This window comes from Kluyvera genomosp. 1 (assembly GCF_001266615.1).
GTDB lineage: Bacteria > Pseudomonadota > Gammaproteobacteria > Enterobacterales > Enterobacteriaceae > Kluyvera > Kluyvera cryocrescens_A.
Window position 1 is genome coordinate 40,891 of the sequence record NZ_LGHZ01000028.1, and the last position, 24,718, is coordinate 65,608.

Below are 24,718 nucleotides of genomic sequence, written 5' to 3' on the forward strand. Positions count from 1 at the left end.
GCTCCGTGATTAATGGACTGTGGATATTACGAGAGTAACATTTACGCTAGCTATGATCAGGTTTTACTGCCTAAAAATGCGAATGAAAAGGGGTATTACGAGACTTTTACACTTCCCCTTAACTGAAACGCATTATTTTTACGAATAATGAGTCAGGAAACAGTGAGATATAAGGATTTGAGGGTTTCGCGCAGCCAAATGATTTTTGGGTTGTGGCTGTTTCGTTTATGCCAAAGCAGGGTAAACGGAACCAGTAATTTATCCAATTGCGCGGTTTCGAACGGCAGAGGCCTTGCGACCAGCGATAGCTGATGAAGCTGGTTATAGTATCGGCAATAGCGTGGTGCGGTGGCCAGCATAGCGTGATCCGGCTGGGCGGCCATAAACAGCGACTGCTCAAACCCTGGCAGGTTTAAGGCGATGTTGCGCTCACGCCCCATCTCCTGAAGGACATCGTCCAGTGCCCAGGTATCGCTTTGCTCCCAGCTGATACTGATATGCGGGTAGCGTAGAAACGTCTCCAGATTCCACTCTTCCTGGAGTGCTGGATGATCCTCGCGCAGCCAAACGCAGGGAAGATCGGAAAAAAGCACTTCATAATCAATCGACAGCGGCAGCAGGCTCAGCAGTTCGCGCGAGCGCGGGTGGCTTTCGCGCCCGGTAAAGCCGATATCTACCTCGCCGCGAATGATCGCATCAAGGGAGTCGTAGTCCCAGTTGCGGACTTTGATCGTCGCCTGGGGATAACGCTGGTAGATCTGCTGCGAGAGCGCATTGAACATGATCATCACCAGCGGTGTTTCGGCCACCAGATCAAACTTCAGTCCGCGCGGTGTTTCATGATTTGGCTTATCCAGCAGCTGGTTGCCCATTTGCATCCACTCCGCCAGGCTCTGCTCCATACTGAGCATCAGCGGTGTGGGGGTGAGCCCCAGCGGGGTGTTCACAAACAGTGGATCGTCAAACCAGACCCGCAGCTTCGACAGTGATTTACTGACCGCCGAGGGCGTGACGTTCATCCGTTTAGCGGTTTTGGTCACGCTACGTTCCTGCATCAGAAGCTGCAGGCAGAGCAGTAAATTAAGATCGAGACTGCTGAGGGATTTCTTCATGAGCGGACGCAGACCGGTTAGGAGCAACAATGAGAATTAACAGGATGCTCACTATGCTACAGCCAATCAGAATCCCGATCAGCATATTCAGCGCGTCAAAGCCGAGGATAGCGGCTAGCCAAATCCACAGCGATGAACCGCAAACCTGCGCAATGCCCAGCGCTGAGCTGGCCACCCCCGCGCGCAGTGAGAAAGGGCCCAGCGCCTGGCTCATGGCGACACCAAAACCAACCGAGAAACCGGCACAGATTAAGGTTAATCCCAATAGCTTCACGGCATGGGTATTGGAGAGTGTTAACACGATGCCCGCGGCCAGAAATAGCGCTTGTGAAGTCAGCATCAAGGTCCGGGGCTTGAATAGGCTCAGGGCGAACGGCGTGGAGAACGATACTGCCATACTGATGCCGGCCGTCATTGCCATAGTGGTGGCGTACTCTCCGCGATCAAAACCCATCACCTCCATCAGTAACACCGGTGAGGTGTTCACGAAGGTTAGGATCACCGACACGCTGAGGGTCGTAATCGCAAGGCGGCTGAGGAAAAAGCGGTTTAACAACGACTCGGCGCCACGCTCCGTTGGCGTTGCGGTCTGTAAAGCTGCTGGGCGCGATTCTCGCAGGATAAATACCGACAGCAGGCATACAGCCACCCCCATGCCAATCATCGTGTAGAACAGGCTCTGCCACGGGTATTTGAGCATGATCAGATGCCCCATCACCGGCGCTAATACCGGAACGATGCAGGTGATGCCGTTAAGTAGAGAGAGCACTTTTGCCCGACGGCGATCGTCCAGCGTATCGCGCAAGATGGCAAACGCCACCACGTAACAGCAGCCCGCGCCAATGCCTTGAATAAAGCGACCTATCAGGAACGGCGTGCCGCTTTCAGCCATCGAACAGAGCGCGGAGGCGAGAATATAGATAACCGCACCAACGATGGCGACCGGCTTGCGTCCAGACTGATCGGCCACTTTACCGGCAAACAGCATGGCCGTTGCCATCCCGGCCAGATAGACCGAAAACGCGATATGCAATTGCGCTTCGCTGGCCTGTAAATCAGCAGCAATACGGGGTAATCCCACCAGATACATATCAATTCCGGCGGGATACAGGAGAACCAGGGCAAAACTGCAGATCAGAAAGCGCGTCATAGCAACCTCATCAGGAATGTGGCGCTAAGCATACGGGGAGAGCGTCTGTGGCACGAGTTGCCATTTGGACAACCGTGATTTCCTGGCAGGAAACTTACTTCCAGACTCGTGCCATTCCTTCACTTTCCGGGCGAACGGATTCGAAACCAAATTTAGCGTACAGTTCGGGAACATCAGCAACTAACGAAACATAAGAGCCCTTGAAAGCATTGGCATTAAGCCAATGAATGAGTGCCTCCATAACTTTGCGGCCTAAGCCTTTTCCCTGATGCGCGGGATCAACGGCGATATCGACAATTTCGAAGTTCAGCGCGCCATCACCGACGATGCGGCCCATTCCCACGGGAATGCCTTGCCACAGAATATGCACGCCGTAGCAGCTGCGAGGGAGCCCTATTTTGGCGGCCGCAAGAGGACGGGGCGAAAGTCCAGAAATCTGGCGTAGGCGGCAAAAGTCTTCAGCGTTAGGAACGGTTTCGATCAGGGTATATTCAGCTGTCATTACGGTTACCTGTTTTACATGGATAGTGAGTTTTAGCAGGCTTTTTCTGATGCAGGCAAGGCAGGGAGAGGGAAAAGAAAAACGCCGGAATCAGGCTTAATGCGATTCCGGCGTAATGACTTATTTACCGATACAGAAGCTGGAGAAAATCCGTCCCAGCAGGTCGTCGGAGGTAAACTCGCCGGTTATCTCGCTCAGGCACTGTTGAGACAGGCGCAGCTCTTCTGCTAGCAGTTCACCTGCCCAGGCGCCCAGCAGCTGCGCTTTACCCTGTTGCAAGTGCTCTGCGGCGTCTGACAGTGCCTGCAGATGGCGACGACGCGCCAGGAAGCCGCCTTCCATATTGGTTTCAAAGCCCATGCTCTGCTTGAGATGGTTTCGCAGCACGTCAACGCCTTCACCGGTGCGCGCGGAAAGGCGTACAAGTGAGTGGCCATTTACTTCGCTAAGGCCCAACGTCTCACCGGTAATGTCCGCTTTGTTACGCACCACGGTGATCGGGAGCGTTTTCGGCAGGCGGGCGATAAAGTCCGGCCAAATCTCCGCTGGGTCGGTGGCGTCGGTAGTGGTGCCATCAACCATAAACAGCACGCGGTCGGCCTGTTCGATTTCCTGCCAGGCGCGTTCGATACCGATACGCTCCACTTCATCGCTCGCCTCGCGTAGCCCGGCGGTATCGATAATGTGCAGCGGCATGCCATCGATATGAATATGTTCACGTAGTACGTCGCGGGTCGTACCGGCGATATCGGTGACGATGGCTGCTTCACGGCCGGCCAGCGCGTTCAGCAGGCTCGATTTCCCGGCGTTTGGACGCCCGGCGATGACCACTTTCATCCCTTCACGCAGCAGACTGCCCTGACGGGCTTCTGCGCGAACGGCATCGAGATCGGCAATCACGTTATTCAGCTGGGCTTCGATTTTACCGTCAGAGAGAAAGTCGATCTCTTCATCCGGGAAATCGATAGCTGCTTCGACAAAGATGCGCAGGTGAGTGAGTGCTTCCACAAGGTGGTTAACGCGGGTAGAGAATGCACCCTGCAGCGAGTTCAGCGCAGAACGTGCCGCCTGCTCTGAGCTGGCATCAATCAGGTCGGCAATTGCCTCAGCCTGAGCCAGATCGAGCTTGTCGTTTAAAAATGCGCGCTCGGAGAATTCACCGGGTTTAGCGATACGCACGCCCGGCAGCGTCAGAATGCGTTTAAGCAGCAAATCGAGAATCACCGGGCCGCCGTGGCCCTGGAGTTCCAACACATCTTCACCGGTAAAGGAGTTAGGGCCGGGGAACCACAGCGCAATCCCCTGATCCAGCGCACTGCCGTCACCGTCTTTGAACGGCAGATAGTCGGCATAGCGTGGCTTCGGCAGCTTACCTAACACGGCCTGCGCGACGTCGCGCGCCTTCAGACCGGAGATACGCAAAATGCCCACGCCACCGCGTCCCGGTGGGGTTGCCTGGGCGACAATAGTGTCGTTATGGCTCATGGTTAGTCTCTACGTTGTTGCAATAAAAAAGGCGGTCATTAGACCGCCTTCCATTTTAGCGCTTACTGCACCGAATCAGGATTTTTTCTTCTCGCGGCTATGCAGGCCACGTTTTTCCAGACCACGGTAAATCAGCTGCTGCTGAATAATGGTTACCAGGTTGCTGACGATATAGTAAACCACCAGACCGGATGGGAACCACAGGAAGAACACCGTGAAGATGACCGGCATAAAGGTCATGATCTTCTGCTGCATCGGGTCGGTTACCGTGGTCGGAGACATCTTCTGAATGAAGAACATCGTCGCGCCCATGATGATCGGCAGGATGTAGTACGGGTCTTGTGCTGACAGGTCATGAATCCACAGGATGAACGGCGCATGACGCAGTTCAACGGATGCACTCAGCATGTAGTACAGCGCAAGGAAGATTGGCATCTGAATAATCAGCGGGAAGCAGCCACCCAGTGGGTTCACTTTTTCCGCTTTATACAGGGCCATCATTTCCTGGCTTTGACGCTGTTTGTCGTCACCCAGACGCTCACGCATTGCCTGAATTTTCGGCTGCAGCATACGCATCTTCGCCATGGAGGTGTACTGCGCTTTAGTCAGCGGGTACATGATGCCACGAACGATAAAGGTGATAACGATGATGGAGAAGCCCCAGTTGCCCAGGAAGCTATGGATCCATTTCAGCAGTTTGAACAGCGGCTGAGAGATGAACCACAGCCAGCCGTAGTCAACGGTCAGATCCAGGTGTGGCGCAACGGCTGCCATTTTGTCCTGAATGGCTGGGCCGACCCACAGGGTGCTGTTCAGCTTATCAACCTGGCCTGGTTGAACCAGAACCGGCTGAGATTTGTAACCAATCGCCACGACGCCGTTACCGAGGTTAGCGGTGTAGAGGTTATTGGTACCTTTGTTTTCTGGAACCCATGCAGTAGTGAAGTACTGCTGCAGCATTGCCACCCAACCGTTCTGGGTATTGGTGCTCAGGTTTTCGTTATCAACGATCGTATCGAATTTGTATTTTTCATATTTCGAATCGGAAGTTGAGTACGCCGCTCCGCGGAAGGTGTGCATGGTAGACAGGCCACCGGTCTGGGTATCGCGACTGGTTGGCAGCGCAGCGGTTTGCTTGAGCTGGCCGAAGGTCGAGATTTCCAGCGGTTTGTCGCTGACGTTCTGCACGTTGTAGCCAACGTTCACCGCATAATCACCGCGTTTCAGAGTGAAGGTTTTGGTGAAGACGTTGCCCGCTTTATCGGTATAGGTCAGTGGAATGACGAGTTCATTCTGACCGTCAGCCAGTACAAACGCATCTTTATCAACGTTATACAGCGGACGAGGGCCATTAGCCGGGTTATCCGGGCCGTCACGACCGGTTAAGCCGCTCTGCGCCTGATAGATAAACTGTGGTGTGGTTTCCAGTAACTGGAACGGTTCGTCAGATTTCAGTGCTTTCGGGTAAGCCGGAAGCAGTGCCTGCTCAACATCACCACCGCGGGTGTTGATGGTCAGCTCAAGCACATCAGTTTTAACCGTGATCAGTTTCCCTTGGCCACTGGCCGGTACGCCCTGGTCTGCGGCGCTACCCGCTGCTGTGGTCGTAGTCTGCGTGGTCTGCTGCTGGGTCTGAGGATTGTTATCCTGCTCCCAGGCTTGCCAGATCATGAAAGACACGAACAACAAAGCGATGATAAGAAGATTGCGTTGCGAATCCATCGTTAGTGTTCTCTGGTATCAAATGGTCCAGGCGGGACGGGGTCGTCACCACCAGGGTGTAAAGGGTGGCATTTTAATACGCGTTTCACTGTCAACCAACTGCCTTTTATCACTCCAAACCTGCGCAATGCCTCAATTCCGTACTGAGAACAGGTTGGCGTGAAACGGCAATGCGGCCCGAGTAGCGGACTAATCAGGCGCTGATAGACCCGAATCAGGCCTATCAGGAGCCGGGAGATAGGCGACAGTGACGGCGCCATAATTTTTCCAACGCTTCCGAGAGAGCACGGTTATCGAGATCGGCAACCCCTTTCTTCGCCACCACCACGAAATCCATAGGCGGGAGTTCATGCTGACGTAAACGGAAACTTTCACGCGTCAGACGTTTAATCCGATTGCGTTCATGTGCGCGTTTGACGTTTTTCTTGGCGACGGTAAGACCGATGCGGGGATGCCCCAGCGAATTTAGGCGGCCGAGAATGGTGATTTGCGGCGTGCCAGCCCGTTGTGGCTGCTGGAAGACGAATGTGAAATGATTGGGAGTTAACAAACGTAACTCCCTGGGAAATGCTAGCTTAACCACTCGAAGGGTTAGCTTTATTACTTAGAAACGGTCAGACGAGAACGGCCTTTAGCACGACGACGTGCCAGAACCTGACGACCATTTTTATTAGCCATACGAGCACGGAAGCCGTGAGAACGGTTGCGCTTCAGTACAGACGGTTGAAAAGTGCGTTTCATGGCGATTTCTACCTAAACTTGAATAAATTCAATGGCTTTATTGGATATCCGAACGAAAATCGAACGATGGACACCGAAGCCATGGGTGATTAAAGAGGCCGGATTGTAATAATTGTACACTCCGGAGTCAATTCTCTTTCCTTATTTACCGCGTAAAAAACCACGTTTTACCGTAATTTTTCGCCCGGTAAATGAGCCGCGTCCCTCACCGAAATTCGGGCGGAATGCGCCGGGTGGGGGATTATACGGCCTGCCGATTAAAGCGCAAGGATCATCCTGGATCTTTGTTAGATCATTTAAGCAGAAATTTGTCGTTAGTCATTAATTTTTCCAATATGCGAAGGAAATCGTGCCTCTACTCCGCCGGGATCGATTACACTTAGCGCTTCCGGATCCAGCCTGTGGATAAATCGGGAAGAATCTGTGAGAAACAGAAGATCTCTGGCGCAGTTTACGCTATGATCCTCGGCCCGATCGCGATCGGTGGATCGTTTAGGGGAAGTACCGCGCTCTTTCAGCAAAGCGTCTGAAGGGCCGATGAAAACCGCAAATAGCGGTTCGCACGTCACCCGCTTGCATCGGGTCTATTCGACGTGCGTCAAAAATCACGAATTTTTAATCTTATACACAGCATTTGTTCGGGCTGCATTTTTGCAGCAGCTGAATGAATCCCCGACAGCATTCAGTTTCGCTGGCGGCAGGGTCGTCAGAGGTAGCCTGCAGGTATGCCTGGAGGATGATGTGTATCGACTTTTTTTCGAGTGGAGTCCGCCGTGTCACTTTCGCTTTGGCAGCAATGTCTTGCCCGATTGCAGGATGAGTTACCAGCCACAGAATTCAGCATGTGGATCCGCCCATTGCAGGCGGAACTAAGCGATAACACGCTGGCACTGTATGCGCCAAACCGTTTTGTGCTTGATTGGGTACGGGATAAATACCTCAATAACATCAACGGACTGTTGAATGATTTCTGCGGTGCAGACGCCCCGCAGCTGCGTTTTGAGGTTGGCACCAAGCCCGTCACTCAGACTCTGAAAGAGACCGCCAGCGTGAGCGCTCCGGCCCAGGCTGCGCAGGTTTATGCGCCACGCGTGGCCCCGGCGCCGCGTGCCGGCTGGGATAACGTCCCGGCACCTGCAGAGCCGTCCTACCGCTCCAACGTCAACGTTAAGCATACCTTTGATAACTTCGTTGAAGGTAAATCGAACCAGTTGGCCCGTGCGGCAGCGCGTCAGGTTGCGGACAACCCAGGCGGCGCCTATAACCCACTGTTCCTGTACGGCGGTACCGGTCTTGGTAAAACGCACTTGCTGCATGCGGTCGGTAACGGCATTATTGCCCGTAAACCGAATGCCAAAGTGGTGTATATGCACTCCGAACGCTTTGTACAGGACATGGTAAAAGCCCTGCAAAACAACGCGATCGAAGAGTTTAAACGCTACTATCGCTCCGTTGATGCGCTGCTTATCGATGACATTCAATTCTTTGCCAACAAAGAACGATCCCAGGAAGAGTTTTTCCACACCTTTAACGCCCTGCTGGAAGGCAATCAGCAGATCATCCTCACCTCGGATCGCTATCCGAAAGAGATCAATGGCGTTGAGGATCGTTTAAAATCCCGCTTCGGCTGGGGGCTGACCGTCGCCATCGAACCTCCTGAGCTTGAGACCCGCGTCGCTATCCTGATGAAAAAAGCCGACGAAAATGATATTCGTCTGCCTGGCGAGGTGGCGTTCTTTATCGCCAAGCGTCTACGCTCTAACGTGCGTGAACTTGAAGGGGCGCTGAACCGCGTTATCGCCAACGCCAATTTTACCGGCCGGGCGATCACCATCGATTTCGTGCGTGAAGCACTGCGCGATCTGTTAGCGCTGCAGGAAAAGCTGGTCACCATCGACAATATCCAGAAGACGGTGGCGGAGTATTACAAAATCAAAATTGCGGACCTGCTCTCCAAGCGACGTTCTCGCTCGGTTGCGCGTCCGCGCCAGATGGCGATGGCGTTGGCGAAAGAGCTCACCAACCACAGTCTGCCGGAGATTGGCGATGCGTTTGGTGGCCGTGACCATACCACCGTGCTGCACGCCTGCCGTAAGATTGAGCAGCTGCGTGAAGAAAGCCACGATATCAAAGAAGACTTTTCCAATTTAATCAGAACATTGTCGTCGTGATCCTATGAAATTTACCGTAGAACGTGAACATTTATTAAAACCGTTACAACAGGTGAGTGGCCCGCTCGGCGGGCGTCCGACATTGCCGATTCTGGGTAACCTGCTGCTGCAGGTGGCGGACGGCACGCTGTCGCTGACCGGTACCGATTTAGAAATGGAAATGGTGGCGCGCGTGACGCTGCTGCAACCGCATGAACCGGGCGCAACTACCGTTCCGGCGCGTAAATTCTTCGACATTTGTCGTGGTCTGCCGGAAGGCGCGGAAATCGTTGTACAGCTGGAAGGCGACCGTATGCTGGTGCGTTCTGGTCGTAGCCGTTTCTCGCTGTCTACGCTGCCTGCTGCCGACTTCCCTAACCTCGACGACTGGCAGAGCGATGTTGAATTCACATTGCCTCAGGCAACGATGAAACGCCTGATTGAAGCTACCCAGTTCTCAATGGCTCATCAGGATGTGCGCTACTACTTAAACGGCATGCTGTTCGAGACGGAAGGTGAAGAGCTGCGTACCGTGGCGACCGACGGGCACCGTCTGGCGGTCTGCTCTATGCCGGTTGGACAATCGCTGCCAAGTCATTCGGTGATCGTGCCGCGTAAAGGGGTGATTGAGCTGATGCGTATGCTCGACGGTGGCGATACGCCGCTGCGCGTGCAAATCGGTAGCAATAATATCCGCGCTCACGTTGGCGATTTTATCTTTACCTCCAAGCTGGTGGATGGCCGCTTCCCTGACTATCGCCGCGTGCTGCCGAAAAATCCGGATAAGCACCTGGAAGCCGGCTGCGATATCCTCAAGCAGGCGTTTGCCCGTGCGGCCATTCTCTCTAACGAGAAATTCCGCGGCGTGCGTCTGTATGTGAGCGAAAACCAGATTAAAATCACCGCCAACAACCCGGAGCAGGAAGAAGCAGAAGAGATTCTGGATGTCTCCTACCCAGGCACTGAGCTGGAAATTGGTTTTAACGTCAGCTACGTGCTGGATGTGTTGAACGCACTGAAGTGTGAAACCGTTCGTATCTTGCTGACTGACTCCGTCTCCAGCGTGCAGATTGAAGACGCGGCCAGCCAAAGCGCGGCTTACGTCGTTATGCCAATGCGCCTGTAGTGAAAAATATCGGGCTATCTTACTTGCCATGTTCAATCACGGCTGTGCTCGCCCCTGTCACGTACTTCGTGTACGCTCCAGGGCCTGTGCGCAGTCCGTGTTGAAACTGGCTGCGCCGATTACGCCCTGGTATGAAGAAATCCTGATATGTCACTGACGCGCTTACTCATCAAAGATTTCCGCAATATTGAAGACGCGGATCTTGCCTTATCCCCCGGCTTTAACTTCCTGGTTGGCGCGAACGGCAGCGGCAAAACCAGCGTACTGGAAGCCATCTATACGCTGGGCCACGGCCGGGCGTTTCGCAGCTTGCAAATCGGCCGCGTGATTCGCCACGAACAGGATTCCTTCGTGCTGCATGGGCGGCTGAAAGGCGAAGAGCGTGAAACCGCCATCGGCCTAACGAAAGATAAGCTCGGTGACAGTAAGGTGCGCATTGACGGTACTGATGGCCATAAGGTTGCTGAACTGGCCATGATGATGCCGATGCAGCTGATTACGCCGGAGGGGTTTACTTTACTCAACGGCGGCCCCAAATACAGAAGAGCATTCCTTGATTGGGGATGTTTCCACAACGAAGCCGGATTCTTTACTGCCTGGAGTAACCTAAAGCGGTTGCTCAAGCAGCGCAACGCCGCGCTGCGTCAGGTGAGCCGTTACGAACAGCTACGTCCCTGGGATAAAGAGCTGGTTCCCCTTGCGGAGCAAATCAGCCGCTGGCGTGCGGAATACAGCAACGGTATTGCCGAAGATATGGCAGATACCTGCAAACAATTTCTCCCGGAGTTCTCTCTTGCCTTTTCTTTCCAGCGTGGCTGGGAAAAAGAGACCGATTATGCCGAAGTGCTGGAGAGAAACTTCGAACGTGACCGTATGCTGACCTACACGGCGCACGGTCCACACAAGGCTGACTTCCGCATTCGCGCCGACGGCGCGCCGGTGGAAGACACCTTATCGCGCGGGCAGTTAAAGCTGCTGATGTGCGCGCTACGTCTGGCACAGGGCGAGTTTCTTACCCGTGAGAGCGGACGACGCTGCCTGTACCTGATAGATGATTTTGCCTCGGAACTTGATGACGCGCGGCGTGGCCTGCTGGCTAGCCGTTTAAAAGCCACGCAGTCACAGGTTTTTGTCAGCGCAATTAGCGCTGAACACGTTCTAGACATGTCGGACGAAAATTCGAAGATGTTTACCGTGGAAAAGGGTAAAATAACGGATTAACCCAAGATTAAATGAGCGAGAAACGTTGATGTCGAATTCTTATGACTCCTCCAGTATCAAAGTCCTGAAAGGGCTGGATGCGGTGCGTAAGCGCCCGGGTATGTATATCGGCGACACGGATGACGGCACCGGTCTGCACCACATGGTATTCGAGGTTGTGGATAACGCTATCGACGAAGCGCTCGCAGGGTACTGTAAAGACATCGTTGTCACCATCCACAGCGATAACTCCGTATCCGTACAGGATGACGGCCGTGGTATCCCAACCGGTATTCACCCGGAAGAGGGCGTATCGGCGGCGGAAGTCATCATGACCGTCCTGCACGCAGGGGGTAAATTCGATGATAACTCCTATAAAGTGTCCGGCGGTCTGCACGGCGTTGGCGTGTCGGTTGTAAACGCCCTGTCGCAGAAGCTGGAGCTGGTTATCCAGCGCGATAACAAAATCCACAAACAGATTTACGAGCACGGCGTGCCGCAGGCACCGCTGGCGGTCACTGGCGATACCGAAAAAACCGGTACCATGGTGCGTTTCTGGCCGAGCTACGAAACCTTCACCAACGTCATTGAATTTGAGTATGACATTCTGGCAAAACGTCTGCGTGAGCTGTCGTTCCTGAACTCCGGCGTGTCTATCCGTCTGCGCGATAAGCGTGATGGCAAAGAAGATCATTTCCACTACGAAGGCGGTATCAAAGCGTTTGTTGAGTACCTCAACAAAAATAAAACGCCGATCCACCCAAATATCTTCTACTTCTCCACCGAAAAAGACGGTATCGGCGTCGAAGTTGCGCTGCAGTGGAACGATGGTTTCCAGGAAAACATCTACTGCTTCACCAACAACATTCCACAGCGTGACGGCGGTACTCACCTTGCAGGCTTCCGCGCGGCGATGACCCGTACGCTGAACGCTTACATGGACAAAGAAGGCTACAGCAAAAAAGCCAAAGTCAGTGCCACCGGTGATGATGCCCGTGAAGGCCTGATTGCCGTAGTTTCCGTGAAAGTGCCAGATCCAAAATTCTCCTCACAGACCAAAGATAAACTGGTCTCCTCTGAGGTGAAAACAGCGGTTGAACAGCAGATGAACGAACTGCTGGGCGAATACCTGCTGGAAAACCCGTCCGATGCGAAAATTGTCGTCGGTAAAATTATCGATGCGGCGCGTGCCCGTGAAGCGGCACGTCGTGCACGTGAAATGACGCGTCGTAAAGGTGCGCTGGATTTGGCTGGTCTGCCGGGCAAACTGGCTGACTGCCAGGAACGCGACCCCGCCCACTCCGAACTGTACCTCGTGGAAGGGGACTCTGCGGGCGGCTCTGCAAAACAGGGGCGTAACCGTAAGAACCAGGCGATTCTGCCACTGAAAGGTAAAATCCTGAACGTTGAGAAGGCGCGCTTCGACAAGATGCTCTCCTCTCAGGAAGTGGCCACGCTGATTACCGCGCTTGGCTGCGGTATTGGTCGCGATGAGTACAACCCGGATAAACTGCGTTATCACAGCATCATCATCATGACCGATGCGGACGTCGATGGCTCGCACATTCGTACGCTGCTGTTGACCTTCTTCTATCGTCAGATGCCTGAAATCGTTGAACGTGGACACGTCTACATTGCGCAGCCGCCGCTGTACAAAGTGAAGAAAGGCAAGCAGGAACAGTACATCAAAGATGATGAAGCGATGGATCAGTACCAGATCTCCATCGCTCTTGATGGCGCAACGCTGCACACCAATGCCCACGCTCCGGCGCTGGCGGGTGAAGCGCTGGAAAAACTGGTTGCCGAGTTCAATGGTACTCAGAAAATGATCCACCGTATGGAGCGTCGTTTCCCGAAAGCGCTGCTGAAAGAGCTTATCTATCAGCCAACGCTGGTGGAAGCCGATCTCTCCGACGAGCAGAAAGTGACCCGCTGGGTCAACACTCTGGTTTCCGAGCTGAACGAGAAAGAGCAGCACGGTAGCCAGTGGAAGTTTGATGTCCGTGAAAACGTTGAGCAGCAGCAGTTCGAGCCGATCATCCGCGTCCGTACCCACGGCGTAGATACCGATTATCCGCTGGATAATGAGTTCGTAACCGGTGGTGAATACCGTCGCATCTGCACGCTGGGCGAGAAACTGCGTGGCCTGGTGGAAGAAGACGCGTTCATCGAGCGTGGCGAGCGCCGTCAGCCGGTTTCCAGCTTCGAGCAGGCGCTGGATTGGCTGGTGAAAGAGTCCCGCCGTGGTCTTTCTATTCAGCGTTATAAAGGTCTGGGTGAAATGAACCCGGATCAGCTGTGGGAAACCACCATGGACCCTGACAGCCGCCGTATGCTGCGTGTCACCGTGAAAGATGCGATTGCCGCTGACCAGCTGTTCACTACCCTGATGGGTGATGCCGTTGAACCGCGCCGTGCGTTTATCGAAGAGAACGCCCTGAAAGCAGCGAACATCGATATTTAATCCGTATCGTAGCCCGGCCGAGCAGCGCGAAGCTGGGGAATCAACGCGAAAAACGCCTGAATTTTTTCAGGCGTTTTTTTATGCCCACCGTCCACGAACTATACTTCTCTACGTCTTCTCTTAACCGTCATTCCGAGGTGGAAAATGGGTCTTTTTGATGATGTGGTGGGCTCGCTGCTCAGCGGCGATGCGGGTAAATATCAGGCTATTCTGAGCTGGGTCAACGAGCAGGGCGGCATTCAGGCGCTGCTGGAGAAACTGCAAAGCGGCGGGCTCGGTGACATCGTTTCATCCTGGATAAGCAATCAACAAAGCAATCAATCCATTAGCAGTGACCAGGTGGTCTCGGCGCTCGGCACCCCCGCGGTGTCAGATCTCGGTGAAAAGCTGGGGACCGATGCCAGCTCCGCTTCAACGATGCTGGCGGAATATCTGCCGAAAATCGTCGATGCGCTGTCGCCAAAAGGCGAGGTGGACCCACAGGCGCATAACGATTTGCTGTCGGCGGGCATGGATCTGCTGAAAGGCGGCAAGCTCTTCGGTTAACGATGCGGCAAAAGGGGAGCACGCATTGTGCGTTGCATCCCCCTTTTAACCCGCGATCGCTGCTGTTTTTTGAGCTAAACCGAGTTAGCATGAGGATAGACTCATCTAACCTGGGGATCTCATGGCTATTAAACTGATTGCAATCGACATGGACGGAACATTGCTGTTGCCGGACCACACTATTTCTCCTGCGGTAAAAAACGCGCTGGAAGCAGCACGCGCGAAGGGAGTTAACGTGGTTTTGACCACCGGGCGTCCGTACGCTGGCGTGCATAGCTACTTAAAAGAGCTGGGCATGAACAAGCCAGGAGATTACTGCATTACCTACAACGGCGCGCTGGTTCAGAAGGCGGGTGATGGCAGCACGGTGGCTCAAACCGCGCTGAACTATGACGATTACCGCTTCCTGGAAGAACTCTCCCGCAAAGTGGGTTCTCATTTCCACGCTTTAGATCGCAATACACTGTATACCGCGAACCGCGATATTAGCTACTACACGGTGCATGAATCCTTTGTCGCGACTATTCCGCTGGTGTTCTGCGAAGCCGAAAAAATGGACCCGTCGACCGAATTCCTGAAAGTGATGATGATCGACGAACCGGCTATCCTCGATAAAGCGATTGCCCGTATTCCGCCAGAAGTAAAAGAGAAGTACACCGTACTGAAAAGCTCACCTTACTTCCTCGAAATTCTCGACAAGCGCGTTAACAAAGGCACCGGCGTGAAATCGCTGGCCGACGTGCTGGGCATTAAGCAAGACGAGATCATGGCCATTGGCGATCAGGAAAACGACATCGCCATGATTGAGTTTGCTGGTGTTGGCGTGGCGATGGATAACGCGATCCCTGCGGTGAAAGAAGTGGCAAACTTCGTCACCAAATCCAACCTGGAAGACGGTGTCGCCTACGCTATCGAGAAGTTTGTCCTGAACTAATTTTACGTCGCCCGGCCTTAGCCGGGCATTCCACTGAAAACCTTATGGCTTCACCCCTTCACATGGTAAAAGTATGCGGTATCTTTTGACCGGAACTTAGCCATGAAACAAATCACTTTCGCAGCGCGTAATCATCAGCTCACCAACACCCGTACATGGACCGCAGACAGCCAGTGGCTGGTCTTTGACGTGCGTCCGTCCGGCGCATCGTTTACCGGTGAGACCATTGAACGTGTGAACGTGAAGAGTGGGGACGTTGAGGTCATTTATCGGGCGAACCAGGGCGCGCACGTGGGCGTAGTGACGGTACACCCGTCAGCCGATCGATATGTATTTATCCACGGTCCGGAGAATCCAGATGCGGACTGGAAGTACGATTTTCACCACCGTCGTGGCGTGGTGAGCGATCGGGGCGTAGCCCATAATCTTGATGCCATGGATATCACGCCGCCGTTTACCCCTGGCGCACTGCGCGGCGGCAGCCACGTCCACGTTTATAGCCCAAACGGCGAATATGTGAGTTTTACCTATAACGACCATGTCCTTCATGAATACGATCCGGCGCTGGATTTGCGTAACGTTGGCGTTGCGGCCCCGTTCGGCCCCGTCGTGCCAGCAGGTCGCCATCCTCGGGAGTATTCGGGTAGCCACTGGAGCGTGCTGGTCAGCCAGACTACACCGACGCCGCGTCCGGGCAGCGATGAGATCAATCGCGCTTATGAAGAAGGTTGGGTGGGTAACGATCGGCTGGCTTTTATCGGCGATACGCTCTCGGTAAATGGAGAGAAAGTGCCGGAGCTGTTTATTGTCGAGCTGCCTAAAGATGAGGATGGCTGGAAACAGCAGGGCGATGCACCGCTCGCCGGGACGGAAACTACGCTGCCAGCCCCACCGGCAGGTGTACGCCAGCGGCGTCTGACCTTTACTCATCAGCGAGTGTATCCGGGGTTGGTGAATGTGCCGCGCCATTGGGTGCGCAGCAATCCGCAGGGCACGCAAATTGCCGTTCTGATGCGTGATGAACGCGGTGTTGTGCAGCTGTGGCTGGTGTCGCCGAAGGGCGAAGAAGCGCAGCAGCTTACCCATAACGCATCGGATATTCAGTCTGCGTTCAACTGGCACCCGTCAGGAAACTGGCTGGGATTTGTGCTGGATGGCCGCATCGCACTGTGCGATGCGATAAGTGGTGAGGTGACCTTTTTAACGACCGAACGCGCAAATCCGCCGTCGGCGGACGCGGTGGTCTTCTCACCTGACGGACATGAGATTGCCTGGATGGAAGATATTGCGGGCTTCCGTCAAATTTGGACGACGGAAACGGGCCGCTAGCCTACTGAGCCGGCATAGGTGCTGGCGGAATAACCGAATTCGTTGCCAGCGTCTCCTGCTCACTCTTTTCGACGCGTGAGCGTACGGAGTTATCTTTGCGGAAGAAATCCCACGGTAGCAGTACCGTATCCATCACGGCGGTAAACGGCATATCAAGGGCGACCAATGATTTGGTGGCCCAACCGTTATCCGTATCGCTCAGCATTTCTGCACTGGCGCGCGTGCCCGGATAAGTGCCCTCTTTGCCGCCGGTATGCGACATGACGCTGGAACACCCTCCGGATAAGAGGATCCCCCCAACCAGCGCCGTTTTAATCAGAATATTTTTCATCATGAGCTCTTCATTGTTATGAGCATAAAAAAGCTCGTCCTCCGGGTTATAGCGACCCGTTGCCAAAATAGAAAGTCCAGGCTCGCCGCTCTGTGGCGGCTGTCGCACTTTGGCCTTTTGTGCTCTGACCAGTGTAAGCCTTCTCAGGGAAAGTGCAAAAAAAGTCAGGTAAGAGGTCTTGAAAAAGATTCTTTCCCCCTCATTTTATAGGTGTAGCCAAAGGGAACATGCCTGCGGGGTGTTCGGGCTTCAACGACCTGTCCATGATGGAAGGTTTTTAATTTCTCGCTGATTTTCAGGAGCTATTGAACTATGCGTAACTTTGACTTATCTCCGCTGTACCGTTCTGCCATTGGTTTTGACCGCCTGTTCAACCTGTTAGAAAACAATCAAACACAAAGCAACGGTGGCTATCCTCCGTACAACGTCGAACTGGTCGATGAAAATCACTATCGCATTGCGATTGCGGTGGCAGGTTTTGCGGAAAGCGAACTGGAAATTACCGCACAGGACAACGTGCTGGTGGTGAAAGGCGCTCATGAAGCGGATCAGAAAGAACGCACATATCTCTATCAAGGTATTGCCGAGCGCAACTTTGAACGCAAATTCCAGTTAGCAGAAAATATCCACGTGCGTGGCGCTAACCTGGTCAACGGCCTGCTGTATATCGAACTGGAGCGCGTGATTCCAGAAGCGAACAAGCCGCGCCGTATCGAAATTAATTAATTCTGCCGGGCCGCTCGCGCGGCCCAGACTCATCAGCCGTAGGCTTGCCGTCAGGGAGCCGAAAGGTACTTACTCGCTTCTTAGAAGGAGAAACACAATGCGTAACTACGATTTATCCCCACTGCTGCGTCAATGGATCGGTTTTGACAAACTGGCGAACGCGCTGCAAAGCACCACTGAAAGCCAGAGTTTCCCACCGTATAACATCGAAAAAAGTGACGATAACCACTATCGCATTACCCTCGCGTTAGCTGGGTTCCGTCAGGAAGATCTGGATGTGCAGCTTGAAGGTACGCGCTTGACCGTGAAAGGCACGCCGCAGCCGCAGGAAAAAGAGACCCAGTGGCTTCATCAGGGGCTGGTAACTCAAGCCTTCAGCCTGAGCTTTACTCTGGCCGAAAATATGGAAGTCACCGGTGCGACCTACACCAATGGTCTGCTGCATATCGACTTGACCCGTAATGTGCCAGAAGCCATCGCGCCGCAGCGTATCGAAATTAGCGAACGCCCTGCGTTGAATAGCTAACCATCACTGACTGAAAAAGCCCCGAAATTCGGGGCTTTTTTGTATCTGCTCGCCGCTATTCCAATTACCGATTATTGTGCGCCGCACTACATACAATCCCCCAGCCCTTCGGTCATAATCCCTGGTGTTAATAATGTTAATCACAGGGAAAAAACAATGAGTGATATAGCATTGACGGTCAGCGTTTTGGCGCTGGTGGCGGTTGTCGGACTGTGGATTGGCAACATCAAAATCCGCGGTATTGGCTTTGGCATTGGTGGCGTGCTGTTTGGCGGGATTATCGTTGGCCATTTTGTCGAGCAGGCCGGTATCACCCTGAGCAGCCCAATGCTGCACTTTATTCAGGAGTTCGGTCTGATCCTGTTTGTCTATACCATCGGTATCCAGGTCGGCCCGGGGTTCTTTGCTTCGCTGCGCGTCTCTGGCCTGCGACTGAATCTGTTCGCTATTCTGATTGTGATACTTGGCGGTTTGGTCACGACGCTGCTGCATAAAATCTTCGATATTCCTCTCCCGGTGGTGCTGGGTATTTTCTCCGGCGCGGTGACTAACACCCCAGCCTTGGGGGCCGGACAGCAAATTCTGCGCGATCTCGGTGAACCGTTTAGCGTAGTCGATCAAATGGGCATGAGCTACGCCATGGCCTACCCATTTGGCATTTGCGGCATCTTGCTCACCATGTGGCTGGTGCGCTTGTTCTTTCGTATTAATGTCGATAAAGAGGCCCAACAGTTCGATGAACAGGCGGGCTCCGGGCATTCACATCTGAAAACCATCAACATCCGCGTTGAAAACCCCAATCTGAATCGGATGGCGATTCAGGACGTGCCGGTGATTAACAGCGATAAAATTATCTGTTCGCGTCTGAAACGCGGTGAAACCCTGATGGTACCGTCTCCCACCACCATTATTGAGACCGGCGATCTGCTGCACCTGGTCGGCGAGGCAGCGGATTTGCACAGCGCCCAACTGGTGATTGGCAAAGAGGTTGAAACCTCGTTGTCGACACGCGGTACGGACATGAAAGTCGAAAGGGTGGTGGTCACCAACGAGAAGGTATTAGGCAAAAAAATCCGCGATTTGCACTATAAACAGCGCTATGACGTGGTCATCTCACGCTTAAACCGCGCTGGGGTTGAACTGGTGGCCAGCAGCAATGCCAGCCTGCAGTTTGGCGACATCCTGAACCTGGTCGGTCGCCCGGCGGCGATTGAGGCAGTGGCATCCGATCTCGGTAATGCGCAGCAAAAACTCCAGCAGGTCCAAATGCTGCCGGTCTTTATTGGTATTGGTCTGGGTGTGTTGTTGGGCTCTATCCCGCTGTTCATTCCCGGCTTCCCGGTAGCGTTGAAGCTAGGGCTGGCCGGTGGGCCGCTGATTATGGCGCTGATTCTTGGGCGTATTGGCAGTATCGGTAAGCTTTACTGGTTCATGCCGCCGAGCGCCAACCTGGCGCTGCGCGAGCTGGGGATTGTGTTATTCCTATCCGTGGTGGGGCTGAAATCCGGCGGTGACTTTGTTGAAACGCTGCTGCACGGTGAAGGGCTCAGCTGGATTGGCTACGGTATTTTTATTACCGGTATCCCGCTGCTCACGGTGGGGATTCTGGCGCGAATCTTTGCGAAGATGAATTACCTGACGCTGTGCGGCATGTTGGCCGGTTCGATGACCGACCCCCCAGCGCTGGCCTTTGCTAATAACCTGCATGCAACCAGCGGTGCAGCTGCGCTCTCATACGCCACCGTTTATCCACTGGTAATGTTTTTGCGCATCATCACCCCGCAGCTTTTAGCGGTGCTGTTCTGGGGGATGAGTTAGCGCTCTTTGACGCGCCGCAGGTGGTAATCCACCTGGTATTCGCTGGCGTTACGAAACATCACGGAGTAGTTAAGAAATTCGCCGCTGTCGCTGTAGGAAAGGGAGGTAATACGCAGCAGCGGCGTTTGCTCCGGCAGATTCATCGACATCGCCAGCTGTTTGTCCGCCAGCACTGGCGTTAGGCTTTCATAGTTACCGCTGATGGTGATGCCGCACTCTTTCTCAATGTAATCAAATTTCGACCCTTCCAGATGCACCAGCGACAGCGTGCGGAACAGTTTGACCGGCATATAGCTGTCTTCCAGCATGAGCGGCTTGCCGTCTACGTAGCGCACCCGGCGCGAGAAGTAGATCCGCTCGTTAATCTGAATCCGCAGCTGGCTGGCGATAGCCGGTGGGGCGGGCATCATCTCAAATACCAGCACTTTACTGACGACTTCTTTCCCCTGTTGACGCAGTACCTCCGCCAGCCCGGTCAGGTTGGTGGTTTCATGGTGGATATCTTTGTGCGCGACATAGGTACCGCTGCCGTGTTTTCTGACCACCAGCCCCCATTCAATCAGAAGATCGATAGCTTTACGGATGGTCATGCGTGCCACGCCAAACTCTTCCGCCAGTTTTTTCTCACCCGGTAACGGGCTACCTATATTGAAATCGGATGAATTCAGCCGTAAACGTAATCTGTCAGCAATGGATTTGTAGATCACAACTAGACCTCTTATTGCTTCGGAAGGCGGGTTATTGAACCGCCGTTTCTTATTTAAAACTAACTAATTACAGCTAAATACGGGGTCTTTCTTACAAGTACAAAAAAAGTGAATTTATGCATGTCTATTTCCTATCTGAAAAGTAGACAACATCGCACTAATTAAAACCATGAATGCGATCACGAATCGTAACGCCATAACATGTTGTTGGACGGGCAAATTCCTATTCTCGTATCAGGCCGGAGATAAAGATAAATAAGGCCACTTACCCTACGAGTTGTTAAATGAGGATTCCCAAATGCTCAGTCAAATACAACGCTTTGGCGGCGCAATGTTTACCCCAGTTTTACTGTTTCCATTTGCTGGGATTGTTGTGGGTATCGCAATCATGCTGCGCAACCCACTGTTCGTTGGTGAGGCACTCACCGCTTCCGATAGTTTATTCGCTCAGATCGTTCACATTATTGAAGAAGGTGGCTGGACGGTATTTCGTAATATGCCGCTGATTTTTGCCGTCGGCCTGCCGATTGGCCTGGCAAAACAGGCGCAAGGCAGGGCCTGTCTGGCGGCTCTGGTTAGCTTCCTCACCTGGAACTACTTTATCAATGCGATGGGGATGACCTGGGGCCACTTCTTCGGCGTCGACTTCACCGCCGATCCAACGACAGGTAGCGGCCTGGCGATGATTGCCGGGATTAAGACGCTCGACACCAGCATCATCGGCGCGATCGTGATTTCTGGCCTCGTAACCGCCCTGCATAACCGCTATTTCGATAAACCGCTCCCGGTATTTCTCGGGATATTCCAGGGCTCTTCTTTCGTGGTGATTGTGGCATTTCTGGCCATGATCCCCTGCGCCTGGCTGACGCTGCTTGGCTGGCCGAAAGTGCAGATGGGCATCGAGTCACTCCAGACCTTCTTACGCGGTGCCGGAGCGCTTGGCGTCTGGGTTTACACCTTCCTGGAACGTATTTTGATACCAACCGGTTTGCACCACTTTGTCTACGGTCCGTTTATCTTTGGCCCAGCGGCGGTTGAAGGCGGCATTCAGGTCTATTGGGCAGAGCACCTACAGGCATTCAGTCAAAGCACCGAGCCACTGAAAACGCTGTTCCCGGAAGGCGGATTTGCCCTGCACGGTAACTCCAAGGTGTTTGGCTCCGTGGGAATAGCGTTAGCCCTCTACTTCACTGCCGCGCCGGAAAACCGAGTCAAAGTGGCCGGCTTGCTTATTCCCGCCACCCTGACGGCGATGTTAGTGGGGATCACCGAACCGCTGGAGTTCACCTTCCTGTTTATCTCCCCAATGCTGTTTGCCATCCACGCGGTGCTGGCAGCAACGATGGCCACGGTGATGTATATGGGCGGCGTGGTGGGGAATTTTGGCGGCGGCCTGCTGGATCAGTTCCTGCCGCAAAACTGGATCCCCATGTTCCACAACCACGCTTCAATGATGTTTATTCAGATAGGCATCGGGGTGTGCTTTACCGCCCTCTACTTTGTGGTCTTCCGGGCGCTGATCCTGCGCTTCAACCTGAAAACGCCGGGCCGCGAAGACAGCGAAATCAAACTCTACAGCAAAGCGGATTATCAGGCCGCACGTGGCAAAACGACCGCAGAAGGCGCTGCGGGTGCGAAACCGAGCCAGGCCGCAGGCATCCTGCAAGCACTGGGTGGAGCCGCCAACATTGAGAGCGTCAACAACTGTGCCACCCGGCTGCGCATCGCGCTGGTGGATATGGCAAAGACTAAAAGCGACGACGTCTTTAAAGCGCTGGGCGCACACGGCGTCGTGCGACGCGGCAATGGCATACAGGTCATTGTTGGGCTGCACGTTCCGCAGGTTCGCGACCAGCTGGAAAGCTTAATGAAACATTCTCTACCGACCGAACAAACCACCATGACGGAGGCAGTATCATGAAAAAATTCTCAGTTGTTATCGCAGGCGGCGGCAGCACATTTACCCCGGGTATCGTTTTAATGCTGCTGGCAAACCAGGACCGGTTCCCACTGCGGTCGCTGAAATTTTACGACAATGACGGCGCGCGCCAGGAGACCATTGCGGAAGCGTGTAAGGTCATCATGAAAGAGCAGGCGCCGGAGATTGAATTTAGCTACACCACCGACCCGAAAACGGCATTTACCGACGTGGATTTTGTGATGGCGCATATTCGTGTCGGGAAGTACCCGATGCGTGAAAAAGACGAAAAAATCCCACTGCGTCACGGCGTGCTGGGTCAGGAAACCTGCGGGCCGGGCGGGATTGCCTACGGTATGCGTTCGATTGGCGGCGTACTGGAGCTAGTGGATTATATGGAAAAATATTCACCGAACGCCTGGATGCTGAACTACTCCAACCCGGCAGCAATCGTGGCAGAAGCGACCCACCGTCTGCGTCCAAACGCGAAAATCCTCAACATCTGCGATATGCCCATCGGCATTGAAGGGCGTATGGCGCAGATTGTGGGTCTACAGGACCGCAAACAGATGCGCGTGCGCTACTACGGGTTGAATCACTTCGGCTGGTGGACTTCCATTGAAGACCTTCAGGGTAACGATTTGATGCCGAAATTGCGCGAACATGTGGCGAAATATGGCTATGTGCCGCCATCTAACGATCCGCATACGGAAGCCAGCTGGAACGATACCTTTGCCAAAGCGAAAGATGTGCAGGCGCTGGATCCGGATACTATGCCGAATACCTACCTGAAATATTATCTGTTCCCGGACTACGTCGTTGCGCACTCTAACCCAGAACGCACACGTGCCAATGAAGTGATGGATCACCGCGAGAAAAACGTCTTCAGCGCCTGCCGGGCGATTATCGCGGCGGGTAAATCCTCAGCGGGCGATCTGGAAATCGATGAACATGCTTCCTACATTGTCGATCTGGCGGCGGCGATTGCCTTCAACACCCAGGAACGCATGCTGCTGATTGTGCCGAACAACGGTGCGATTCATAACTTCGATGCCGATGCGATGGTTGAGATCCCATGTCTGGTGGGCCATAACGGACCAGAGCCGCTGACGGTCGGTGATATTCCAAACTTCCAGAAAGGGATGATGGGCCAGCAGGTGGCGGTGGAAAAACTGGTGGTCGATGCATGGGAACATCGCTCTTATCACAAGCTGTGGCAGGCCATCGCACTGTCGAAAACCGTACCGAGCGCATCGGTCGCGAAAGCAATTCTGGATGACCTGATTGAGGCTAACAAGGACTATTGGCCTGAACTGCACTAATCTGTTTGGCCGGCATCTATCGGGTGCCGGTCACCTATTTTCAACACCGCAGAGGGGGCATAGCCAAACTTACGCTTAAACGCTTTGCTGAAGTGGAAAGAGTCAAAAAAGTTAAGCATTCCTGCCACCTGACTTACCGAGTTTCCCTCCTGTTTTAATAATGATTGCGCCAAATTGAGCTGGGCATCCAGGTAATACTCTTTGGGCGTTTTCCCGGTATAGCGTAAAAATAATCGCCGCAGCCAGGGTTCACTATATTGCATCATGTTCGCCATATCGGCGACGCTCAAGCGTTGTTGGGGGTTGGCGTGGAGGGTGGCGATAAGCTGTTCTAGTTTGATCAACTGCCGGTCCTTATTACCATTTTCCGCAATAAGGCAAATCCATTGATAAATAATCTTTGTCAAATAAGCTACGGCAAGATTATTTTTTAATGGGTCGCGGTGAGTGATAAGCGTAGCGACTTCATTCATTTCTTTATTATATACATCACCATTGTAGATAATGCCTGGCTGTAATATTGGGATGGGCATTAAGGTCGTTGGGACAAACTCCATCCAGTATTGTTCCCAAATCAGGCCAACACAATGATAAGCTTTTATTTCGATAGGCTTAATAAAGATAACGCAATTCCCGTTCAGAGTAATTTCTGAGTTGTCTTTAAGATATATTTTCCCACAGCCTTGTACGGTGTATATCGCCACCCATGAGTTGGCGATAAGCGGTTTTTTCTTGTCGCGCGGCCAGCTAACCCGATAGCTTTCATCGGCCAGGGTATGCCAAAGTGAGATTAGGGAAATTCCGCTTGAGATCACATTTTCTTCCAGAACTAGCGGAATATTATATGTGGTTTCGTTTTTTACATGCGAAATGTGTGTTTTTCCATTCATTTTAATTTCCCTTCGGCGA

At 53.4% G+C, this 24,718-nt stretch carries 23 protein-coding genes and 1 other annotated feature; of the genes, 12 read left to right on the top strand and 11 right to left on the bottom strand.

What is annotated here, in order from left to right; all coding sequences use genetic code 11:
• Window positions 1–152: 152 nt before the first annotated feature.
• The 8 genes from yidZ to rpmH form a co-directional block, all read right to left on the bottom strand.
• Window positions 153–1,112 (bottom strand): HTH-type transcriptional regulator YidZ, encoded by a 960-nt coding sequence (gene yidZ / locus KP80_RS15700; RefSeq protein WP_052284586.1) that lies wholly within the window; start codon window positions 1,110–1,112, stop codon window positions 153–155.
• The gene (locus tag KP80_RS15705) at window positions 1,081–2,262 is read right to left on the bottom strand and encodes an MFS transporter (RefSeq protein WP_052284587.1); all 1,182 of its coding nucleotides are present in this window, start codon (window positions 2,260–2,262) and stop codon (window positions 1,081–1,083) included. Before KP80_RS15705 ends, yidZ begins: the two co-directional genes overlap by 32 nt.
• 94 nt (window positions 2,263–2,356) lie before the next feature.
• Window positions 2,357–2,764: a GNAT family N-acetyltransferase gene (locus tag KP80_RS15710; RefSeq protein WP_052284588.1), complete on the bottom strand. Its 408-nt coding sequence runs from the start codon at window positions 2,762–2,764 to the stop codon at window positions 2,357–2,359.
• 120 nt (window positions 2,765–2,884) lie between these two features.
• Window positions 2,885–4,249: a tRNA uridine-5-carboxymethylaminomethyl(34) synthesis GTPase MnmE gene (mnmE, locus tag KP80_RS15715; RefSeq protein ID WP_052284589.1), complete on the bottom strand. Its 1,365-nt coding sequence runs from the start codon at window positions 4,247–4,249 to the stop codon at window positions 2,885–2,887.
• 75 nt (window positions 4,250–4,324) lie between these two features.
• Window positions 4,325–5,971: a membrane protein insertase YidC gene (yidC, locus tag KP80_RS15720; protein ID WP_052284590.1), complete on the bottom strand. Its 1,647-nt coding sequence runs from the start codon at window positions 5,969–5,971 to the stop codon at window positions 4,325–4,327.
• 2 nt (window positions 5,972–5,973) lie between these two features.
• A complete protein-coding gene (gene yidD / locus KP80_RS22590) occupies window positions 5,974–6,231 on the bottom strand; it encodes a membrane protein insertion efficiency factor YidD (RefSeq protein WP_072129142.1) in 258 nt (85 codons plus the stop codon).
• Window positions 6,195–6,554, bottom strand: a complete 360-nt coding sequence (gene rnpA / locus KP80_RS15725) for a ribonuclease P protein component (protein WP_052284591.1) — start codon at window positions 6,552–6,554, stop codon at window positions 6,195–6,197. The genes yidD and rnpA overlap by 37 nt, the downstream gene beginning before the upstream one ends.
• A gap of 17 nt (window positions 6,555–6,571) precedes the next feature.
• Window positions 6,572–6,712: a 50S ribosomal protein L34 gene (gene rpmH, locus KP80_RS15730; RefSeq protein ID WP_003023858.1), complete on the bottom strand. Its 141-nt coding sequence runs from the start codon at window positions 6,710–6,712 to the stop codon at window positions 6,572–6,574.
• A 773-nt stretch (window positions 6,713–7,485) separates the two neighbouring features.
• Here rpmH and dnaA point away from each other — a divergent pair.
• The 7 genes from dnaA to KP80_RS15765 all read left to right on the top strand — a co-directional run bounded on the left by dnaA (window position 7,486) and on the right by KP80_RS15765 (window position 16,461).
• Window positions 7,486–8,883, top strand: coding sequence for a chromosomal replication initiator protein DnaA (gene dnaA / locus KP80_RS15735; protein ID WP_052284592.1), 1,398 nt, complete (start codon window positions 7,486–7,488; stop codon window positions 8,881–8,883).
• A gap of 4 nt (window positions 8,884–8,887) precedes the next feature.
• Window positions 8,888–9,988: a DNA polymerase III subunit beta gene (gene dnaN, locus KP80_RS15740; protein ID WP_052284593.1), complete on the top strand. Its 1,101-nt coding sequence runs from the start codon at window positions 8,888–8,890 to the stop codon at window positions 9,986–9,988.
• 147 nt (window positions 9,989–10,135) lie between these two features.
• Complete coding sequence (gene recF, locus KP80_RS15745) at window positions 10,136–11,209, top strand: DNA replication/repair protein RecF (protein WP_052284594.1); 1,074 nt, start codon at window positions 10,136–10,138, stop codon at window positions 11,207–11,209.
• 28 nt (window positions 11,210–11,237) lie between these two features.
• Window positions 11,238–13,652: a DNA topoisomerase (ATP-hydrolyzing) subunit B gene (gyrB, locus tag KP80_RS15750; RefSeq protein WP_052284595.1), complete on the top strand. Its 2,415-nt coding sequence runs from the start codon at window positions 11,238–11,240 to the stop codon at window positions 13,650–13,652.
• Between the two features lie 144 nt (window positions 13,653–13,796).
• Window positions 13,797–14,198 carry a YidB family protein gene (locus KP80_RS15755; protein WP_052284596.1) on the top strand — a complete coding sequence of 134 codons (402 nt, stop codon included), beginning with the start codon at window positions 13,797–13,799 and terminating at the stop codon, window positions 14,196–14,198.
• A gap of 121 nt (window positions 14,199–14,319) precedes the next feature.
• Window positions 14,320–15,132, top strand: a complete 813-nt coding sequence (gene yidA, locus KP80_RS15760; RefSeq protein WP_052284597.1) for a sugar-phosphatase — start codon at window positions 14,320–14,322, stop codon at window positions 15,130–15,132.
• A gap of 102 nt (window positions 15,133–15,234) precedes the next feature.
• The gene (locus tag KP80_RS15765) at window positions 15,235–16,461 is read left to right on the top strand and encodes a DUF3748 domain-containing protein (protein WP_052284598.1); all 1,227 of its coding nucleotides are present in this window, start codon (window positions 15,235–15,237) and stop codon (window positions 16,459–16,461) included.
• A gap of 1 nt (window position 16,462) precedes the next feature.
• On the opposite strand, the gene KP80_RS15770 is transcribed toward KP80_RS15765, so the two are convergent.
• Window positions 16,463–16,792 (bottom strand): YceK/YidQ family lipoprotein, encoded by a 330-nt coding sequence (locus KP80_RS15770; RefSeq protein WP_052284626.1) that lies wholly within the window; start codon window positions 16,790–16,792, stop codon window positions 16,463–16,465.
• A 242-nt stretch (window positions 16,793–17,034) separates the two neighbouring features.
• Window positions 17,035–17,111: a sequence feature (ROSE (Repression Of Heat Shock gene Expression) occurs in the 5'-region of heat shock genes and acts as an RNA thermometer to modulate expression.), on the top strand.
• On the opposite strand from KP80_RS15770, the gene ibpA reads away from it, so the two are divergent.
• The 3 genes from ibpA to KP80_RS15785 all read left to right on the top strand — a co-directional run bounded on the left by ibpA (window position 17,105) and on the right by KP80_RS15785 (window position 19,862).
• Complete coding sequence (gene ibpA, locus KP80_RS15775) at window positions 17,105–17,518, top strand: small heat shock chaperone IbpA (protein WP_052284599.1); 414 nt, start codon at window positions 17,105–17,107, stop codon at window positions 17,516–17,518. Its footprint overlaps the feature before it by 7 nt.
• A gap of 97 nt (window positions 17,519–17,615) precedes the next feature.
• Entirely contained in the window at window positions 17,616–18,044 is a 429-nt protein-coding gene (gene ibpB / locus KP80_RS15780) for a small heat shock chaperone IbpB (RefSeq protein WP_052284600.1), read from the top strand.
• Window positions 18,045–18,200: 156 nt separating this feature from the next.
• Entirely contained in the window at window positions 18,201–19,862 is a 1,662-nt protein-coding gene (locus KP80_RS15785; RefSeq protein ID WP_052284601.1) for a putative transporter, read from the top strand.
• Here KP80_RS15785 and KP80_RS15790 read toward each other — a convergent pair.
• On the bottom strand, window positions 19,859–20,569 hold the full coding sequence (locus KP80_RS15790) for a GntR family transcriptional regulator (protein ID WP_052284602.1): 711 nt from the start codon (window positions 20,567–20,569) through the stop codon (window positions 19,859–19,861). The genes KP80_RS15785 and KP80_RS15790 overlap by 4 nt on opposite strands.
• A 298-nt stretch (window positions 20,570–20,867) precedes the next feature.
• Here KP80_RS15790 and KP80_RS15795 point away from each other — a divergent pair, with 298 nt between their 5' ends.
• Window positions 20,868–22,490, top strand: a complete 1,623-nt coding sequence (locus tag KP80_RS15795; protein WP_052284603.1) for an alpha-glucoside-specific PTS transporter subunit IIBC — start codon at window positions 20,868–20,870, stop codon at window positions 22,488–22,490.
• Window positions 22,487–23,809 carry a 6-phospho-alpha-glucosidase gene (locus KP80_RS15800; protein WP_052284604.1) on the top strand — a complete coding sequence of 441 codons (1,323 nt, stop codon included), beginning with the start codon at window positions 22,487–22,489 and terminating at the stop codon, window positions 23,807–23,809. Before KP80_RS15795 ends, KP80_RS15800 begins: the two co-directional genes overlap by 4 nt.
• On the opposite strand, the gene KP80_RS15805 is transcribed toward KP80_RS15800, so the two are convergent.
• A complete protein-coding gene (locus KP80_RS15805) occupies window positions 23,806–24,699 on the bottom strand; it encodes a helix-turn-helix transcriptional regulator (protein ID WP_052284605.1) in 894 nt (297 codons plus the stop codon). The two genes, KP80_RS15800 and KP80_RS15805, sit on opposite strands and share 4 nt — an antisense overlap.
• Window positions 24,700–24,718 lie beyond the last annotated feature (19 nt).

Bases quoted from the DNA above. Each gene is read 5' to 3' on its own strand.
- yidZ (WP_052284586.1), bottom strand. From the start codon at position 1,112: ATGAAGAAATCCCTCAGCAGTCTCGATCTTAATTTACTGCTCTGCCTG.
- KP80_RS15705 (WP_052284587.1), bottom strand. From the start codon at position 2,262: ATGACGCGCTTTCTGATCTGCAGTTTTGCCCTGGTTCTCCTGTATCCC.
- KP80_RS15710 (WP_052284588.1), bottom strand. From the start codon at position 2,764: ATGACAGCTGAATATACCCTGATCGAAACCGTTCCTAACGCTGAAGAC.
- mnmE (WP_052284589.1), bottom strand. From the start codon at position 4,249: ATGAGCCATAACGACACTATTGTCGCCCAGGCAACCCCACCGGGACGC.
- yidC (WP_052284590.1), bottom strand. From the start codon at position 5,971: ATGGATTCGCAACGCAATCTTCTTATCATCGCTTTGTTGTTCGTGTCT.
- yidD (WP_072129142.1), bottom strand. From the start codon at position 6,231: ATGGCGCCGTCACTGTCGCCTATCTCCCGGCTCCTGATAGGCCTGATT.
- rpmH (WP_003023858.1), bottom strand. From the start codon at position 6,712: ATGAAACGCACTTTTCAACCGTCTGTACTGAAGCGCAACCGTTCTCAC.
- dnaN (WP_052284593.1), top strand. From the start codon at position 8,888: ATGAAATTTACCGTAGAACGTGAACATTTATTAAAACCGTTACAACAG.
- recF (WP_052284594.1), top strand. From the start codon at position 10,136: ATGTCACTGACGCGCTTACTCATCAAAGATTTCCGCAATATTGAAGAC.
- gyrB (WP_052284595.1), top strand. From the start codon at position 11,238: ATGTCGAATTCTTATGACTCCTCCAGTATCAAAGTCCTGAAAGGGCTG.
- KP80_RS15755 (WP_052284596.1), top strand. From the start codon at position 13,797: ATGGGTCTTTTTGATGATGTGGTGGGCTCGCTGCTCAGCGGCGATGCG.
- yidA (WP_052284597.1), top strand. From the start codon at position 14,320: ATGGCTATTAAACTGATTGCAATCGACATGGACGGAACATTGCTGTTG.
- KP80_RS15765 (WP_052284598.1), top strand. From the start codon at position 15,235: ATGAAACAAATCACTTTCGCAGCGCGTAATCATCAGCTCACCAACACC.
- KP80_RS15770 (WP_052284626.1), bottom strand. From the start codon at position 16,792: ATGAAAAATATTCTGATTAAAACGGCGCTGGTTGGGGGGATCCTCTTA.
- ibpA (WP_052284599.1), top strand. From the start codon at position 17,105: ATGCGTAACTTTGACTTATCTCCGCTGTACCGTTCTGCCATTGGTTTT.
- ibpB (WP_052284600.1), top strand. From the start codon at position 17,616: ATGCGTAACTACGATTTATCCCCACTGCTGCGTCAATGGATCGGTTTT.
- KP80_RS15785 (WP_052284601.1), top strand. From the start codon at position 18,201: ATGAGTGATATAGCATTGACGGTCAGCGTTTTGGCGCTGGTGGCGGTT.
- KP80_RS15795 (WP_052284603.1), top strand. From the start codon at position 20,868: ATGCTCAGTCAAATACAACGCTTTGGCGGCGCAATGTTTACCCCAGTT.
- KP80_RS15800 (WP_052284604.1), top strand. From the start codon at position 22,487: ATGAAAAAATTCTCAGTTGTTATCGCAGGCGGCGGCAGCACATTTACC.
- KP80_RS15805 (WP_052284605.1), bottom strand. From the start codon at position 24,699: ATGAATGGAAAAACACACATTTCGCATGTAAAAAACGAAACCACATAT.